Annotated in this window: 16 protein-coding genes and 2 riboswitches; of the genes, 10 read left to right on the plus strand and 6 right to left on the minus strand. The window is 49.6% G+C overall.

All coding sequences use genetic code 11. From position 1 onward, the window contains the following. On the minus strand, positions 1 to 303 hold a 303-nt coding region (locus B2633_RS00665; protein WP_483168611.1), incomplete at its 3' end, for a thiamine phosphate synthase. After that, positions 290 to 1111, minus strand: coding sequence for a hydroxyethylthiazole kinase (thiM, locus tag B2633_RS00670; protein ID WP_483168701.1), 822 nt, complete (start codon positions 1109 to 1111; stop codon positions 290 to 292). The genes B2633_RS00665 and thiM, both read right to left, overlap by 14 nt. A 146-nt stretch (positions 1112 to 1257) precedes the next feature. Then, a riboswitch (TPP riboswitch) is annotated at positions 1258 to 1359 on the minus strand. 294 nt (positions 1360 to 1653) lie between these two features. Here thiM and B2633_RS00675 point away from each other — a divergent pair. The 3 genes from B2633_RS00675 to B2633_RS00685 all read left to right on the plus strand — a co-directional run bounded on the left by B2633_RS00675 (position 1654) and on the right by B2633_RS00685 (position 3339). Beyond that, the gene (locus B2633_RS00675) at positions 1654 to 2112 is read left to right on the plus strand and encodes a hypothetical protein (RefSeq protein WP_483168612.1); all 459 of its coding nucleotides are present in this window, start codon (positions 1654 to 1656) and stop codon (positions 2110 to 2112) included. 34 nt (positions 2113 to 2146) lie between these two features. Next, complete coding sequence (locus tag B2633_RS00680) at positions 2147 to 2443, plus strand: hypothetical protein (protein ID WP_483168613.1); 297 nt, start codon at positions 2147 to 2149, stop codon at positions 2441 to 2443. Between the two features lie 230 nt (positions 2444 to 2673). Next, the gene (locus tag B2633_RS00685) at positions 2674 to 3339 is read left to right on the plus strand and encodes an NAD(P)/FAD-dependent oxidoreductase (RefSeq protein ID WP_483168614.1); all 666 of its coding nucleotides are present in this window, start codon (positions 2674 to 2676) and stop codon (positions 3337 to 3339) included. Between the two features lie 145 nt (positions 3340 to 3484). Here the strand turns inward: B2633_RS00685 and B2633_RS00690 are convergent, their stop codons facing one another. Beyond that, positions 3485 to 4594, minus strand: a complete 1110-nt coding sequence (locus B2633_RS00690) for a 4Fe-4S dicluster domain-containing protein (protein ID WP_483168615.1) — start codon at positions 4592 to 4594, stop codon at positions 3485 to 3487. 269 nt (positions 4595 to 4863) lie between these two features. Next, positions 4864 to 5235 carry a YmaF family protein gene (locus B2633_RS00695; RefSeq protein ID WP_483168702.1) on the minus strand — a complete coding sequence of 124 codons (372 nt, stop codon included), beginning with the start codon at positions 5233 to 5235 and terminating at the stop codon, positions 4864 to 4866. A 264-nt stretch (positions 5236 to 5499) separates the two neighbouring features. Between B2633_RS00695 and B2633_RS00700 the strand changes: the two genes are divergently transcribed. Together B2633_RS00700 and B2633_RS00705 are read left to right on the plus strand one after the other, a co-directional pair. Next, positions 5500 to 5652 carry a Spo0E family sporulation regulatory protein-aspartic acid phosphatase gene (locus B2633_RS00700; RefSeq protein WP_483168616.1) on the plus strand — a complete coding sequence of 51 codons (153 nt, stop codon included), beginning with the start codon at positions 5500 to 5502 and terminating at the stop codon, positions 5650 to 5652. A gap of 693 nt (positions 5653 to 6345) precedes the next feature. Then, positions 6346 to 6504: a Spo0E family sporulation regulatory protein-aspartic acid phosphatase gene (locus tag B2633_RS00705; RefSeq protein WP_481038365.1), complete on the plus strand. Its 159-nt coding sequence runs from the start codon at positions 6346 to 6348 to the stop codon at positions 6502 to 6504. Between the two features lie 113 nt (positions 6505 to 6617). Here B2633_RS00705 and B2633_RS00710 read toward each other — a convergent pair whose 3' ends face one another. Further along, positions 6618 to 7532, minus strand: a complete 915-nt coding sequence (locus tag B2633_RS00710) for a ketopantoate reductase family protein (protein WP_483168617.1) — start codon at positions 7530 to 7532, stop codon at positions 6618 to 6620. 174 nt (positions 7533 to 7706) lie between these two features. Between B2633_RS00710 and B2633_RS00715 the strand changes: the two genes are divergently transcribed. The 5 genes from B2633_RS00715 (at position 7707) to B2633_RS00735 (ending at position 12818) form a co-directional block, all read left to right on the plus strand. Then, positions 7707 to 8543, plus strand: coding sequence for a class I SAM-dependent methyltransferase (locus B2633_RS00715; protein WP_483168618.1), 837 nt, complete (start codon positions 7707 to 7709; stop codon positions 8541 to 8543). A 173-nt stretch (positions 8544 to 8716) separates the two neighbouring features. After that, positions 8717 to 8835, plus strand: a riboswitch (molybdenum cofactor riboswitch). 78 nt (positions 8836 to 8913) lie between these two features. Then, positions 8914 to 9993 carry an ABC transporter substrate-binding protein gene (locus B2633_RS00720; RefSeq protein ID WP_483168619.1) on the plus strand — a complete coding sequence of 360 codons (1080 nt, stop codon included), beginning with the start codon at positions 8914 to 8916 and terminating at the stop codon, positions 9991 to 9993. A gap of 87 nt (positions 9994 to 10080) precedes the next feature. Then, complete coding sequence (locus B2633_RS00725) at positions 10081 to 11127, plus strand: FecCD family ABC transporter permease (protein ID WP_483168620.1); 1047 nt, start codon at positions 10081 to 10083, stop codon at positions 11125 to 11127. Between the two features lies 1 nt (position 11128). Continuing rightward, on the plus strand, positions 11129 to 11908 hold the full coding sequence (locus tag B2633_RS00730) for an ABC transporter ATP-binding protein (RefSeq protein WP_483168621.1): 780 nt from the start codon (positions 11129 to 11131) through the stop codon (positions 11906 to 11908). A 145-nt stretch (positions 11909 to 12053) separates the two neighbouring features. Further along, positions 12054 to 12818 carry a class I SAM-dependent methyltransferase gene (locus B2633_RS00735; protein ID WP_483168623.1) on the plus strand — a complete coding sequence of 255 codons (765 nt, stop codon included), beginning with the start codon at positions 12054 to 12056 and terminating at the stop codon, positions 12816 to 12818. Positions 12819 to 13067: 249 nt separating this feature from the next. Here B2633_RS00735 and B2633_RS00740 read toward each other — a convergent pair whose 3' ends face one another. Then, positions 13068 to 13874 carry an enoyl-CoA hydratase/isomerase family protein gene (locus B2633_RS00740; RefSeq protein WP_483168624.1) on the minus strand — a complete coding sequence of 269 codons (807 nt, stop codon included), beginning with the start codon at positions 13872 to 13874 and terminating at the stop codon, positions 13068 to 13070. Between the last annotated feature and the right edge of the window lie 32 nt (positions 13875 to 13906).

The raw sequence follows: 13906 nt of genomic DNA on the forward strand, positions 1-13906 counted from the left end.
AAGCCCGCGCACCGCCGCCACCGGCATGTCTTCCTGCCCCACATGCACCCCGTCCGCATCTACCGCCATGGCGACGGCCACATTGTCGTTTATCACCAGGGGCACTTGGTACCTGTCAGTTACAGCCTTCACAGCCCGGGCGGCCTCCATGAATGTCCGATCAGATGCCTCCTTTTCCCGGAGCTGAACAAAGGTAGCTCCGGCGGCAACAGCCTCTTCGACCACCTCGGCAACAGTCTTGCTTCCCAGCCAACTCTGGTCAGTCACGGCGTATAACAGCATACATGCTCTATCTACTTTCAATTCTGGTCCTCGCCTTCAATATATTCTCATCAATCTGGCTCATGGCATCGATCAGGTGGATTTTAAAGGCTGCCGTACCACCCTGATATTTCTCTGTCTTTTCATAAGCCAATTCCCCGGCTATTCCCATCATGCAAACCGCCGCTGCCGTCGCCTCCAGCCGTCGGTCCAAATTGGCCCCGCAAAACGCGCCGATCATGGCACTCAGCATGCATCCTGTACCTGATACCTTTCCCAGGAAAGGATGACCGTTTCTTATCACAAATGCATTTGCAGGGTCCGCTACTATATCCACCGCCCCGGTAGTCACGGTAATCGCCCCGACTTTCCGGCTCAATTGCCTGCCCAGGTCAATAGCCCGGCCGGTGTTTTGATGAAGAGCCCGGTCGTCTGCGCTGGCATCAACCCCTTTGGTGCTGCCGGCTCCCGAGTTAACCGTCATGATTTCCGATACATTGCCGCGGACCACATCAAATCGAACCTCCTGCAACAGCTTAAAAACCGAGCCGGTCCTGAGATGGGAAGCACCGGCGCCGACCGGGTCCAGGATCACCGGGTGTCCGAGTTGATTGGCCTTTTTGCCGGCCTTGATCATGGACGCGATGGTTCTTTGATTTAAGGTGCCGATGTTGATCACCAGAGCCTGGCAAATTGAGGTAATATCTTCAACTTCTTCGATATCATCGGCCATAATGGGAGACCCGCCGCAGGCCAGGAGGATGTTGGCGCAATCGTTGACGGTTACATAATTGGTGATATTGTGCACCAGGGGGGTGGTTTCACGCACTCTGGCCAATGCTTCGGCAATGTCGTTCAGTATTTTATTGATGTGAATTACCTCCTCTATTCTTGATGATTTTTACTTCAGATCCTCCAGATTCGTCGGTTGTAAAAGGGCTTTTACCGCACTTCAGATCCACACAGAAATGGGATGTGCCGTAACATAGCACATCCCACAATATTTCCAGTGTTCCCTACGTTGGCATTATCCAAATCAGGTACGGTCGAAACTGCAGTTTCCTCTCAGCCTGTTCACAAGCTCCCGAACATATTCAGTTTCATTAAGGATAAACGTGTTAAGCGAATTATGTCAATATCCTTTTCTCTTTTAAGCCTAAAGGGGATTTATCAACCATCACCCCTTACACTCTATTAAAATATAATAATTATGGACTATTCCTGACCACCAAGGTCTTGGGAAAGTGCATAATTTAACGGCAGAACAAATTATTCAGGAAGTTAACCCCTGATTTTTTCCTCAATTTAACAGGAGAGACCAGGCATCATGTCGAATATGTGGCTTGGTGCGATTACTTCATAAAAAATTGAAAATAAAGGAGTTGTTTTAGTATGAGTACAGCCCTGGCAGTGGCGGGAATCACCACCATGTTTTTTGCCGGAATCGGGGTGGTCTTCTATGTTTTAAAATCGATTGGACTACAAACCCTGGCTGCTAACCGGGGTATTGAAAATCCCTGGTTAGCCTGGATTCCAATTGCCGACCTGTACATTATGGGTTTATTAGTGGAGGAAATGGATGTATTCGGTTATCACCTGGATAATTTGGGTTTGTGGTGTCCGGTCATATTTGTGGGCGGCGGAATCTTAGCCGGGATTCCGGTATTAGGGGTTCTTATAAGTGTTGCATTATTGGTCTTTGCGGCATTGTTTGTTTACAAATTATTTGAAATCTATACATCCCAGGCGATTCTCTATACCGTGCTGTCTATTCTATTGGCCCTTTTACCCGTTTTCCTGTTCATTATTCGCGATAACACACCGATAGGCCGGTCACAAAGGAATTTTTAAGGGCAGACTATGGAATCTAAAGCGGGGTTCATGGTTGCCGGTTCATCTGCCCCTCTGGGGGCAATCGGATCGGCAACTCGCTTATTATTCACCCGGAATCATCTCCTGCCGCGGCGGATTTTTAGCCAGCCTGCCCGGTTTTCTTTCCCAGAACGCCTTCGGTTTATGTATTTCATGCCCCGCTGTTGACAGCGATTTCCCTAGCATTGCGGGGGTTTTCAATCTATCCATTGCTGAAGATGCTCCTGGTGACTATGATAGCGCGGCCGGTCTGTTTCGCATTAAGTTATCTGATAAGAAAGATTCCTCCTCCGAGGAGGTTTTTTCGTAAGGACAGGCGGAACAGTTACTCACCCCCATTAATCTTATCCGATGATTCCGCTTAACTCCCGTCAGTCGAACGGCATTCCGTATCACCCTCCACTGGCTGTCAGCTACCCGGAAATGCGGCAAGCGTCCACTTGAGGCCTTTGGTACCATCCTGTTCGAAGCATGCATGATTTTAATCGATCAGATGATAATAGTCTAAAGAGCTTAAATGCTTCAAGGAGGTTTAATGAAATGGCCGCAACCGATTTACTTGATAAAGGCGCCGTCTTGCAGAGGGACAAAGAAACCTTCGCGGTGGTTCCTCACATGCCCGGCGGGTTGGTGACCCCGGAGGTTTTGAGAAGAATAGCCGATGTAGCGGAAAAATACCATGCCCAGGCCTTAAAGCTGACCTCGGCTCAGCGCCTGGCTATTGTAGGCCTGAAAGAAGAAGACCTGGATGAGGTGTGGCGGGATCTGGACATGAAGCCCAGCTACGCTATCGGTCTATGCGTGCGCAGCATAAAATTCTGCCCGGGAACCACTTTCTGCAAGCGCGGGCAGCAGGATTCGGTCGGTCTGGGGTTGAAGCTGGACGAACGATATCACGGCATGCAGCTGCCCAGCAAGTTCAAAATGGGCATAAGCGGATGTGCCAACTCCTGCGGGGAGAATCATTTCCGCGATGTCGGGGTGATGGGCATGCCCAAAGGCTTCAGGCTGATGGTGGGCGGTAACGGCGGGACCACTCCACGAATCGCCAGGACCATCTATGATAACCTCGATGAAGAGCAGATCCTCGAAAAAGTGGACCGGATCGTCAAGGTCTATTCCCAGAGTGGCAAAAAACATGAACGTATCGGCAAATACATTGACCGCGTCGGCCTGGAGGAATTCATAAACCAGCTGGAGAGTTAGCCTTTTTGGTTGGGTATTGGTGGCCAAGCAACATCCGCGTCTCCCCATTCATCTCATCGTATAGTTGAAGCGAAGTCTAAGTCCGCTGCGACGGAGATGCGCAGCAGTCGACTTTATGAAATAGTTCTCCTGAAGCCGGTATCGATCAGGCTTTGCCTTTCTCCCGGGCGATGCGTTGGAATTTTTCGCGCCCGTTACGGGGTGGAACGTGCACAACCGACCGGCGGGACATGGTTACAGAGCTATTGGGGCAGAAGTTTGCGCAAACCCCGCATCCCAGGCAGACCTTCTCATCCACAAACGGGACCTCGTTTCCATCCCGGTCTTCCTCCATGGCGAGGGCCCCGATCAGGCATTTATCAGCGCATATACCGCAGCCGATGCAGTTTAAGGAATCGAATACCGGAATGAAGTTGCTGGGATGGGTGGCATACTGTCCGTGTTTGTTGATGCCGGTCATAACCACGCAGCAGCATCCGCAGCAGTGGCATATATAAGTGGGCTTGTTCAAGACATTGTCGCAGTTATGGACTAACCCCAGGGCTTCGGTTTCATCGAGCACCCGCAGCAAATCGTCTACGCTGGCAGGTTTACCCAGACCCCGCCTGATTATCCACTCCGCAGCCGGGCCCAGGGTAGTGCATACTTCAAGCGGCGCATCACAGGCTCTACCCAGATGCTGTGCTTTATGGCGGCAGGGACATATAGAGAGCGAGCCCCCGCCGGACTGGCGGATGATCTCCCCGGCCCGCTCATAGTCCAGGACCTCAGTCTCGACCGCTATGGGTATGAGGTGTTCATACACCAGTGTGCGCATGAATTTGGTGTCCCGCCCGGCGAACTCAGTCTGAACCTCTTTATTATCAAAATAGCTGCTGAAAAGCTTGGCCAGTTCCTTCATATCAGCTTCCCTGCCGGCCCGCATGAAAGTATACTCAAAAAAGCCGACAACCATCGGTGTCAGCATATAGTAAAACGTATCCTTACGGGGCAAGTCCATCACCAGTCCCCGTTCAGCCATGCCATCCAGTATTGGTTTCAATCGTTCCATATCCATACCGGTAATACCCGCGATTTTTTCGATACTTACCGGAATCATCGGGAACTTGCTTCCTATCATAGCCTCGCCTTCGGTATAAAGGCGCTGCAAAATTGCCATCAGGGTGTCGTTTATCGGCGCTCCCACCGGATTTTTATTGAGGCGTACCGCCAAAGCACGATAGACCTCGTCTTTGGAGTGAATTATGTGCCCCATAAAATAACCTCCTATACAGTTCGTACTCAATAATAGTAACACAAAACCGAATTTTTCTTGTACCAGCGACGGGAGCGGGGGAAGGTGACGGACGCAGGTCTCCGGGAAAGGCATGGATACGAGACTGAGTAAATGGGGTTGGAAAGCATCCCACTTACGCCTTCCCATGCTTTACTCTCTTTTGTCGCGCTTGCCTCCCTACTAGCCTTTAGCCCCAAAAATTACGCCCATCCTTATTATCTAATGATGGGCGGTTTGGGGGAGCTAATCTAATCAACTAACAGAGGATCTTCAATGAATGTGGTAAACTGGAAATCGTGGTCATGGCCGAAGTTGGTGGTAGTTTCACCCTCTACAAAGTGAATATGCTTATCGTGATCGATATAAATTGCCGGACCCGTTCTTATCCCGATTTCATGGTAATGATTGAAGAAGAAATCAGTGTTGACCAGAATGGCGTGGACATGGCTTTTTCTGTACGGAATCGCTTCACTGGTAACGCCCGCGAACCTGTGGTTATGGAGAATAGCACCCTCTAATGTAGTGCTTCCAGCGAATTCGTGAACATGAGTCTGAATTGCTTCGCATTCCCGCTCACAATGATCCGGTATACAATCATTCTTGGCGGCATGGATTTTAATTTTTGGCAAATGAGATACCTCCTTCCAATTAATTGGTATATCATATGGATAATTATTCCTGGGTGTTACACAGGGCAAAGCGATCGCATTATAGATTACTGGAAATGACTTGATCAAAGAATTCAGAGTTCTTTTTCATCTCATTTTTTAAAGCGCTTCCCCTGTCACCTGCGTTTGTCGAAATAATGACAGGCGGATTGCTAAATTTTTACTATATGTTACGCGATATAAAAATCAATCCAGTTTGATTAGGAGGAGACAGTTATGGATCTGGCGCAACGAATTGAAGATCTGCGTTGCAAACTTGATAGGCTGGTTGTAGAGAAAGGACTGCAAGATCCCTTCATCAGTGAACTTAGTGAACGATTAGATGTACTTATTACCGAATATTATCGGGACAACTTCCGGCCTGTCTGACGGCGGCTCCTTTGACATCCCATATATTTTCATATATGGGAGTGACCGGAAGAAAAAAGCAAATACCATTGCAGGAAATAAGTCTTTTTTGCTGAATACTGGAAATAGCAGGAAGCTAAGATTTGCAGTGAATACCCATTGTAAAGGCTTGCTTTTGCGATTAAGCAGGTTCTATTGTCGAAAACGCCACAACTCAGAGACAAATCTTGGAAATTGACGCAATATTTAATAAATATAAGACATATTGATATGTGGACAGCGGTAAGTTAGAATTGAAAAGCCGGGAAAAATGCTATGCTGAATTTAAGGAAGCGCTCAATGGAATTTGTCCATAACATGCCGACAACATTGGTTTTATTGAATTACTAGTACGAAGACACTTTTAACGTTTATTGGGAAGAAGTAATTATCGCATTATATGGCACATCGACAAATCAAGGCTTATCTTTAAAACCCCGGTAAATATTGAGTTCAATGAGTAACTCAAAATAACCTTGAGATCCTGCCGACTATTTTAGTGTTTAGTCTGCCGGGCTTAAATGCTATATCCTTCCGAAGGTCGGAGATCCATTTAAATAAAATCCATAGCGTATTGGTATCAAACTGGATATATTGTCCGATCCTGCAAGGGGTTCTAACCTGCTGCGTATTGTTAGTCGGACAATTTGCTTATGGTACAAAGGGGAATTGATCATGGATATCATTACAAAAATAGAAGACTTACGCTTAAAGCTGACTAAACTGGGGGAAGAGAAAGGATTAAAGCATCCCGACGTTATCAGGTTGAGCAAGCAGCTAGACGACCTTATCATCCAGTATTATCGAGTTCACCCGGAAGAGAGAAAAGAGTAAATAGCCAGGGTTGACAACTGGGGACGGTGGCAAAAAGGACCGTCCCCAATTGTCGCCGTCCCGTGCCTCCGGCCTCATAGACATTTATTCACAAAGATGTCTTTGTTGCTTAACTAGTCTTTGAATCCGAAACTGCGGGCGATCATGGCATAAGTGGTAACCGGCACCCCATATTGCCGGCCCATACGCACCACTTCAAATATCAGCCCGTCTATTTCCGAATCCTTACCCTGCTTTAAATCCCTCTGCATCGAAGTAGAGGCCTTGGGTGACAGATTATCAAGAATCTGCAGATTGGTCTTAACGATGTCCACGCTGAAGTGAATGCCCATGGCCTCGGCCAGGGTATCGATTTCCCGCATCAAGGTGATAAAGGCATCCCTGACCCGCCCCTCCTTCTGCATTTCTCCGGCATCGATATCATAATAGGCTCCGCAAGCCGCCATCGGGGATACATAAGAGAATTTCTGCAGGGCGTCCCTTTGGATGTTATCCGATATCAGGGCGGTGAGGCCGCTTTCCTCCAGATCTCTAGCCACATCTTCAAGCGCCGGCCGGTACTCATCGGAGTTTCTCACTCCGTATACCACCCGGAAAATGTCGCCGGCCTGCAGGATGGCGCCCGGCCTTTTGATCTCAGCGGCTATATAAATGCATCCATCCGTCACCAGGATTTCCGGCAGCATGGCCTGCAGCCTCCCGCCGGTGCCATAAATATTAAGCAAGGGGATCACTACCGTATCTCGGTGGGCGACCCTATTTATAAAAGGGATGGTATCCAGCAGCGAATAACCTTTCACACAGATGAATATCACATCGGGCTGCTCCCGGTAATGATGCATGTCACTGGCTTTCATGGGATAGACTGTGTAATTCCCTTTGCGGGTGGTCTCCATTTTCAGACCGTGTTCCCGAATAGCCTCCAGGTGCTGCCCCCTGTCAATGACGGCGACATCTTTGCCCGCTTCGGTCATGAAGGCCCCAATGCTTCCGCCCGTACCTCCGGCTCCGATTACAAGATATTTCATATTGTCCTCCGCAGTGTCGTCAAATTTCCTTTAATGATACCAATTAACTACATTAATCCGCTAGGGGCAAGAGATGAAGCAAAAGTGTCGTCTCCGTTGCTTCCTTTTGTTCAAAAGGAATTATGTAATTTTTTGTAGAAGTTAGTTTTTAAAAATAAGGGAGCGGGATTTATTATGAAGGGACTTGTTAACTGGGAAGCACTGCAGAAGCTAAGCTTCGGTCCGGCATATGAACGAATGAACAGCGACCCCGCAAAAATGTGGGGCCAGACCGCAGTCATGTACAACAAGATGGTTCAGTTGGAGAAGGAATATACCAAAAGCCAGGTGGAGACTTTTATTCTGGAACCCGAAGACACGGTTCTCGATATAGGATGCGGTCCGGGAAGGTTGGCAATCCCGGTAGCCCAGAAAGTCGCCCGGGTTACAGCGCTGGATGTCGCTCCACAGATGCTGGAAGTATGCGAAGGCAACGCCCGGCTGGCCGGAGTGGACAATTTGTATACCCGCTTGCTTAACTGGGATGATGCTATTATCGGGGACAATCTGGAACAGCATGATGTGGTTATCGCCTCCCGATCAGCGGGTTTACACGATCTCGTCAAGCTAAATGGGGCAGCCAGGAAATATGTATTCGTACTGAGTTTCGCTCAAAGCCCCAGCCTCAAACATGCTCGGGACAGCTTGTTTATCGGAGCATCTGAAGAGGTGAAGCCACTGCCCCCCATGAACCGCATGCTGGGTTATAACCTCACCTTCAATATCCTCTACGACCTGGGTATCGATCCATCACTAAAGGTAGTCACAGATGGTTTTACTGGCAGTTATGGGTCGCGGCTCGAAGCCTACGATGATCTCAGGGTATTATGCGAATTTCCGCCCGAGAACGAGCACATTTTCCGCAGCAATGTCGATAAATGGCTGCTTGATAATCCTGACGGCAGCTGCACTTTCCGCATCGAAACCAAAACTTATATAATGTGGTGGGAGCCTAAACCCCTGAATGTTTAGTCGGCCCAGGCCGGAATTATTCGCATTACGCATTTCAGCAGCCCGGGAAATACATGAAATTCTTACATTTAGGTTTCTCAGAGAATATGGTAGAATTTTGTTAGTTATTTAGTTATCCAGAGTGATTAGCTTATACTTCTGACAAATTATGCAATGCGGGTACCAATCGAATAGAATATCTGGGACTTCGAGTTTTGGTTCCTAAAGGCTGAGCCCATGGGCCAAAACCGATGAGTTTGTTGGGAAATCGGCAAGCTTTCCGTGTTTGAGAAGAAGGCCATTATAACCGTTTATCAATAAGATAGGCATGTGTTCTTATGGCGCATGCCTATCTTTTTGATGAAATATAATTTCGATTGGGGGTACATAAATGAGGAGAAAATGGTTCGTTTCTATGATGTTAGTCATCGCTGTGATGACGATGGCCGCAGGCTGCGGCAAGGCGCCTCAACCCGCCTCAACCGCTCCCCAGCGCTCAATAGTGGATATGGCCGGGGTTGAAGTGAAACTGCCCGCCGAGGTCAATACCGTAGCCAACTGCTGGCCTTCCAGCAACCAGATCATGATAACTCTTGGCGCAACAGCCAAACAGCCTGCCTATTTCAATATTCTCAAGACTGAGAGCTTTACCTGGATGCAGTACGTAAATCCTGCTATCAAAGAGAAACCGGGCTTTGGCAGCGGTTCCACGGTAAACGCCGAAGAACTGCTGGCCTTGAAGCCGGACCTGGTAATCACCGCCAACGCTAATGACGCTGAGGCTTTCCGCAATGCGGGTCTGACAACTATGTACATGATGTTCAATAATTACCAGGCTCTTAAGGAATCGGTTCTGAAGACCGGTGAAGCACTCGGCGGAAATGCGGTCACCCGGGCTCAGGCTTATGTAAGCTACCTGGATGGCAATATCAAACTTGTCCAGGATCGCCTGGCCGATGTCAGAGCTGAAGATAAACCAACGGTTTATTATCTTGACGGGCAGGCCGGCAAGACAGCTTATTCTACCGGCGGATCGGGAACCATGCAGGAAGAGTGGATCAACATGGGCGGTGGGAAGCTTGCAACTGCTGAACTATTTCAGGGTATGAACAAAGAGATCACCCCTGAGCAGCTGCTCAAGCTAGATCCTGATTATATCGTGATAGGCGGCCTGAACCAGGCCAGCGCTTATAAAGCCCTGATGGAAGATTCCAACCTGGCAGATTTGAAGGCCATCAAGGCAAAGCATGTCTATCGAGTTCCTCAGGGTACTTTCCAGTGGGATCGCTTCGGGTCCGAATCGGCTCTACAGGTAGTGTGGATGGCTAAGACCCTGTATCCCGACAAGTTTGACGGTGTGGATATGAAGCAGATGACCATAGATTTCTACAAGAACTTTCTAAGCTACGATCTTTCCAGTGAATATGCCGATGCCATTCTGGCAGGCAAGAATTCACCCACCGGGCTATAGCAAAACCCTATCCCGATCTCCATAAAGCACTTAGGTGGCAGGGCGGCGGCTCTGCCGCCTTGCAGATTGATGCAAAAGGATTATGTCATGAATAGCACCAGTGTGATTGAAAGCAAAACACCCCGCCATCAGCGGCCTCTCGCCGGAGTGCTGCTCCTGCTGTGTCTGGCGGTCTTTATCCTGTCTATAGCGGCGCTTTGTCTGGGTCGCTATTATGTCAGCTATGAGCAGGTAGTCCGCATTTTAGGATCCTATGTATTCCCCGTGGACCCAACCTGGACTCAGACCATGCACAACGTGGTCATGAATCTGCGCCTGCCCCGAATATTGGCAGCAATTCTGGTGGGTGGGGCCTTGGCTCTTTCCGGAGCTACCTACCAGGGCATGTTTGAAAATCCTCTGGTATCCCCGGATATACTGGGGGTCTCATCCGGGGCCTGTGTGGGCGCCGCCGCAGCCATTTTGCTGGGCTTAGGCAATACCGAGATTCAGCTGTTCGCTTTCTGCGGCGGTATCACAGCGGTCAGCATGGCCCTGGCTATCCCTACCTTGATGCGCAGTAAATCGACCATCGCCCTGGTTCTGTCGGGTGTCATCATCAGCGGGTTTATGATGGCCTTGTTAGGCCTGATGAAATACATTGCCGACACTGAGACCGAGTTGGCGGACATGGTTTACTGGCAATTGGGGAGCATCGCCAAGGTTACCTATGAGAACTTGTTTGCCACCGCCCCCATAATGATTCTTACCGGCCTGGTTTTACTGGCCATGCGCTGGCGTATCAATATCCTCTCCCTGGGCGAGGAACAAGCCCGAACTCTTGGGGTGAATCTGCGTTTTGAACGCGGAGTGGCCATTACTTGTTCCACCTTGTTGACTGCCTGCGCGGTATGCTTGAGTGGCACGGTGGGGTGGATCGGACTGATAATGCCCCATATAGCCCGTATGATAGTGGGCAGTGACAATGTCCGGCTGCTGCCTACTGCCACCCTCATGAGCGCGGGCTTTCTGATACTCATCGACACTGTTGCCCGAACCCTGACCGGAGGAGAACTGCCCCTGGGCATTCTCACCGGATTTATCGGCGCCCCTTTTTTCGCCTGGATACTGATCAAACAACGGGGGGCGATTTAATATGGCATTGCTGGAAGTCAAAGAAGTTGCCTTCGCCTATGAAGGTCATCGCACCATATTTAAGGATGTCAGTTTCAGCATCGACAAGGGAGATCTATTCACTATCCTGGGGCCTAATGGCTGTGGGAAATCGACACTGCTGAACTGCCTGGCCCGCATCCGTCCCTTAAGCCACGGGCAAATTATGCTGCAGGGAAAAGATATGAGCCGCATGTCTGCCCATCAAGTCGCCCAGAAGATAGCCTATCTGCCTCAGAGCATCTATTTTTCCTACGGCTACTCGGTACGTGAATTTGTCGTTATGGGGCGCACCCCGCACCTGGGAATGTTCAGCCGGCCCCGGAAGCCGGACTATAAGCTGGTTGATGAAACCATCGCTATGATGAACCTCTCCCATCTCGCCAACAAGTCGGTGAACCAAATCAGCGGTGGGGAACTGCAGCTGGTGTGCATAGCCAGAGCCATCGTGCAGCAGCCCGAAATCATTTTGTTTGATGAGCCCACCTCAGCATTGGATTACGGCAATCAGCTACGGGCTCTTCGTTTGATAAAAAACCTGGCCGATAAGGACTATGCCGTAATAATGACCACCCACAATCCTGACCATCCCATCCTCCTGGGGGGGATCGCAGGAGTTCTCTCCCGTAGCGGGTATATGGAAACCGGCAGCGTTGAGCAGATTCTGCAACAGGAACGACTGAGCGAATTGTACGGCACCAGGCTGCAAATCGTCTATGTAAATGAGATTTCGCGGGTGGCCTGCCTCCCTGAAAGTCTATAGTACAGTGAAAGTCCTGGGCAAGTATTTTTTGCTTGGCTGTCGTTCATAGTCACCCCCCTGCTTGCGCAGGTTCGGCTTGACCAACCGGGAATTAGATGCCCATAATGAAGAATTAAAGAGCATCAGTTTACGGGGGTATCAGTAAATGGTAAAAGAGTGGAATCCTGATCTGTATGATGAAAAACATGCCTTTGTATCCAAACTGGGAGAAGATTTGATCGAACTCTTGCAGCCGCAAAGTGGTGAACTCATCCTGGATCTGGGCTGCGGCACCGGCGATTTAAGCCATCTTATAAAGCAATCCGGCGCCACAGTGGAAGGATTGGACGCGTCAAAGGAAATGGTGGCACGAGCCCGGGAGAAGTACCCGGATATCCAGTTCCGGCCCGGCGATGCCTGCTCTTTGAATATTTATGAACGCTATGACGCCGTTTTCTCCAACGCGGTATTGCACTGGATCAAAGAACCGGAAAAGGCCCTGGCCGGTATCTGGCAAGCCCTAAAAAAGAAGGGGCGCTTTGTCGCCGAATTCGGCGGACGAGGCAACGTCAATAATGTTACCCGGGCGGTTATGAAATGTTTGCGGGAGATGGGACACCCCGTCAGCGATGCAGACCTCCCCTGGTATTATCCCAGCATCGGCGAATACACCAGTTTAATGGAAGAGCATGGCTTTTGTGTAACCTACGCCCGTTATTTCGTCAGGCCCACCATTCTGGAAGACGGGGAAAATGGGCTGAGCAACTGGCTGGATATGTTCGCCGATCTGTTGTTCAAGAACTATACCGCGGATCAGAAGCAGATGATCTTTGGGCAGATAAAAGACCAGCTCAGAGACAGTACGCTGCAAGACGGCCAATGGATCGTGGATTATAAAAGGATACGGGTGGTGGGGATAAAAGAAGAATAATCACATTGAGCAGTTGATCTGTCAACAGCGTCTATCATCGTAATTTACTGCTCCAACCGCCACCTATTGGCACTTTCATAGTCATTTAACAGTGGTGTCTCTCTAAATCCCGAGTCCCTATATATTGCGCTTTAGAAGGATGCAGGTGGTTCTTGACTTTCGCCAAATGCGAAAGTCAAGAACCGTTCGCTTGCATCACCATCGTTTGGCGAACAAAACGCCCGCCTGTTTCCTCGTCACTCGTTCAGTCTACTTCCCCGTAAACTCAGGTTTTCTCTTATCCAGGAAAGCCTGCATGCCTTCTTTTTGGTCATGGGAGGCGAACAGGAAACAGAATTTCTCCAGTTCCATCTCCAGCCCGGTATTCTGGCCGGAATTTAAAATGCTGTGCAGCGACGATTTTAATGTTGCCATGGTCAGGGGCGATTTCTTGCTGAGCTTTGCAGCCAGTTTCAAGGCGGCATCCATCACTTCTCCGGAGGGTACCACCTGGTTGACCAGCCCGATTTGAAAAGCCCGGCCGGCATCTATGGCATCCCCGGTAAACATGAGTTCTTTAGCCCGGCTCATGCCGATCAAGCGCGGCAAGCGCTGGCTGCCGCCTGCTGCCGGGAAAATCCCCAGATTAATTTCCGGGAAGCCGAACTTGGCGTTATCCGCGGCAACGCGAAAATCACACACCAGAGTCAGCTCTACCCCGCCTCCCAAAACGAAGCCGTTAATCGCCGCGATAGTGGGCTTGGGCAGCTCCTCTATCTTCCTGAAAACCTTATGGATAGGCTTTACATATTCCCTGGCCATCTGGGGATCGCACTTCAGCATGGCCTTGATGTCTCCGCCGGCAGCGAATACCTTTTCACCGCCGGTGATGATCAAGACCTTTACTGTTTCATCATGGCAAACCCTATCCATAGCCTGATCCAGTTCCCCGATCAACCTGTCATTGAGGGCATTCAATGCCTCGGGGCGGTTTAAGGTTAATATCCCGATATGATCCTGCTGTTCATATTTTAAGGTCTCAAAATTCATATCCTCACCTTCTTTTAATTCAATCATCTTTCCCTCCTGCCCATCATAGAAGCCCGGGC

Origin of the sequence: Syntrophomonas sp. UBA1041, from assembly GCF_002316705.1 — a bacterium.
Lineage (GTDB): Bacteria > Bacillota > Syntrophomonadia > Syntrophomonadales > Syntrophomonadaceae > DTU019.

Excerpts from the sequence above, each read along its gene's own strand:
- B2633_RS00675 (WP_483168612.1), top strand. The coding sequence starts at position 1,654 with ATGAGTACAGCCCTGGCAGTGGCGGGAATCACCACCATGTTTTTTGCC.
- B2633_RS00685 (WP_483168614.1), top strand. The coding sequence starts at position 2,674 with ATGGCCGCAACCGATTTACTTGATAAAGGCGCCGTCTTGCAGAGGGAC.
- B2633_RS00690 (WP_483168615.1), bottom strand. The coding sequence starts at position 4,594 with ATGGGGCACATAATTCACTCCAAAGACGAGGTCTATCGTGCTTTGGCG.
- B2633_RS00700 (WP_483168616.1), top strand. The coding sequence starts at position 5,500 with ATGGATCTGGCGCAACGAATTGAAGATCTGCGTTGCAAACTTGATAGG.
- B2633_RS00705 (WP_481038365.1), top strand. The coding sequence starts at position 6,346 with ATGGATATCATTACAAAAATAGAAGACTTACGCTTAAAGCTGACTAAA.
- B2633_RS00710 (WP_483168617.1), bottom strand. The coding sequence starts at position 7,532 with ATGAAATATCTTGTAATCGGAGCCGGAGGTACGGGCGGAAGCATTGGG.
- B2633_RS00715 (WP_483168618.1), top strand. The coding sequence starts at position 7,707 with ATGAAGGGACTTGTTAACTGGGAAGCACTGCAGAAGCTAAGCTTCGGT.
- B2633_RS00720 (WP_483168619.1), top strand. The coding sequence starts at position 8,914 with ATGAGGAGAAAATGGTTCGTTTCTATGATGTTAGTCATCGCTGTGATG.
- B2633_RS00725 (WP_483168620.1), top strand. The coding sequence starts at position 10,081 with ATGAATAGCACCAGTGTGATTGAAAGCAAAACACCCCGCCATCAGCGG.
- B2633_RS00730 (WP_483168621.1), top strand. The coding sequence starts at position 11,129 with ATGGCATTGCTGGAAGTCAAAGAAGTTGCCTTCGCCTATGAAGGTCAT.
- B2633_RS00735 (WP_483168623.1), top strand. The coding sequence starts at position 12,054 with ATGGTAAAAGAGTGGAATCCTGATCTGTATGATGAAAAACATGCCTTT.
- B2633_RS00740 (WP_483168624.1), bottom strand. The coding sequence starts at position 13,874 with ATGATTGAATTAAAAGAAGGTGAGGATATGAATTTTGAGACCTTAAAA.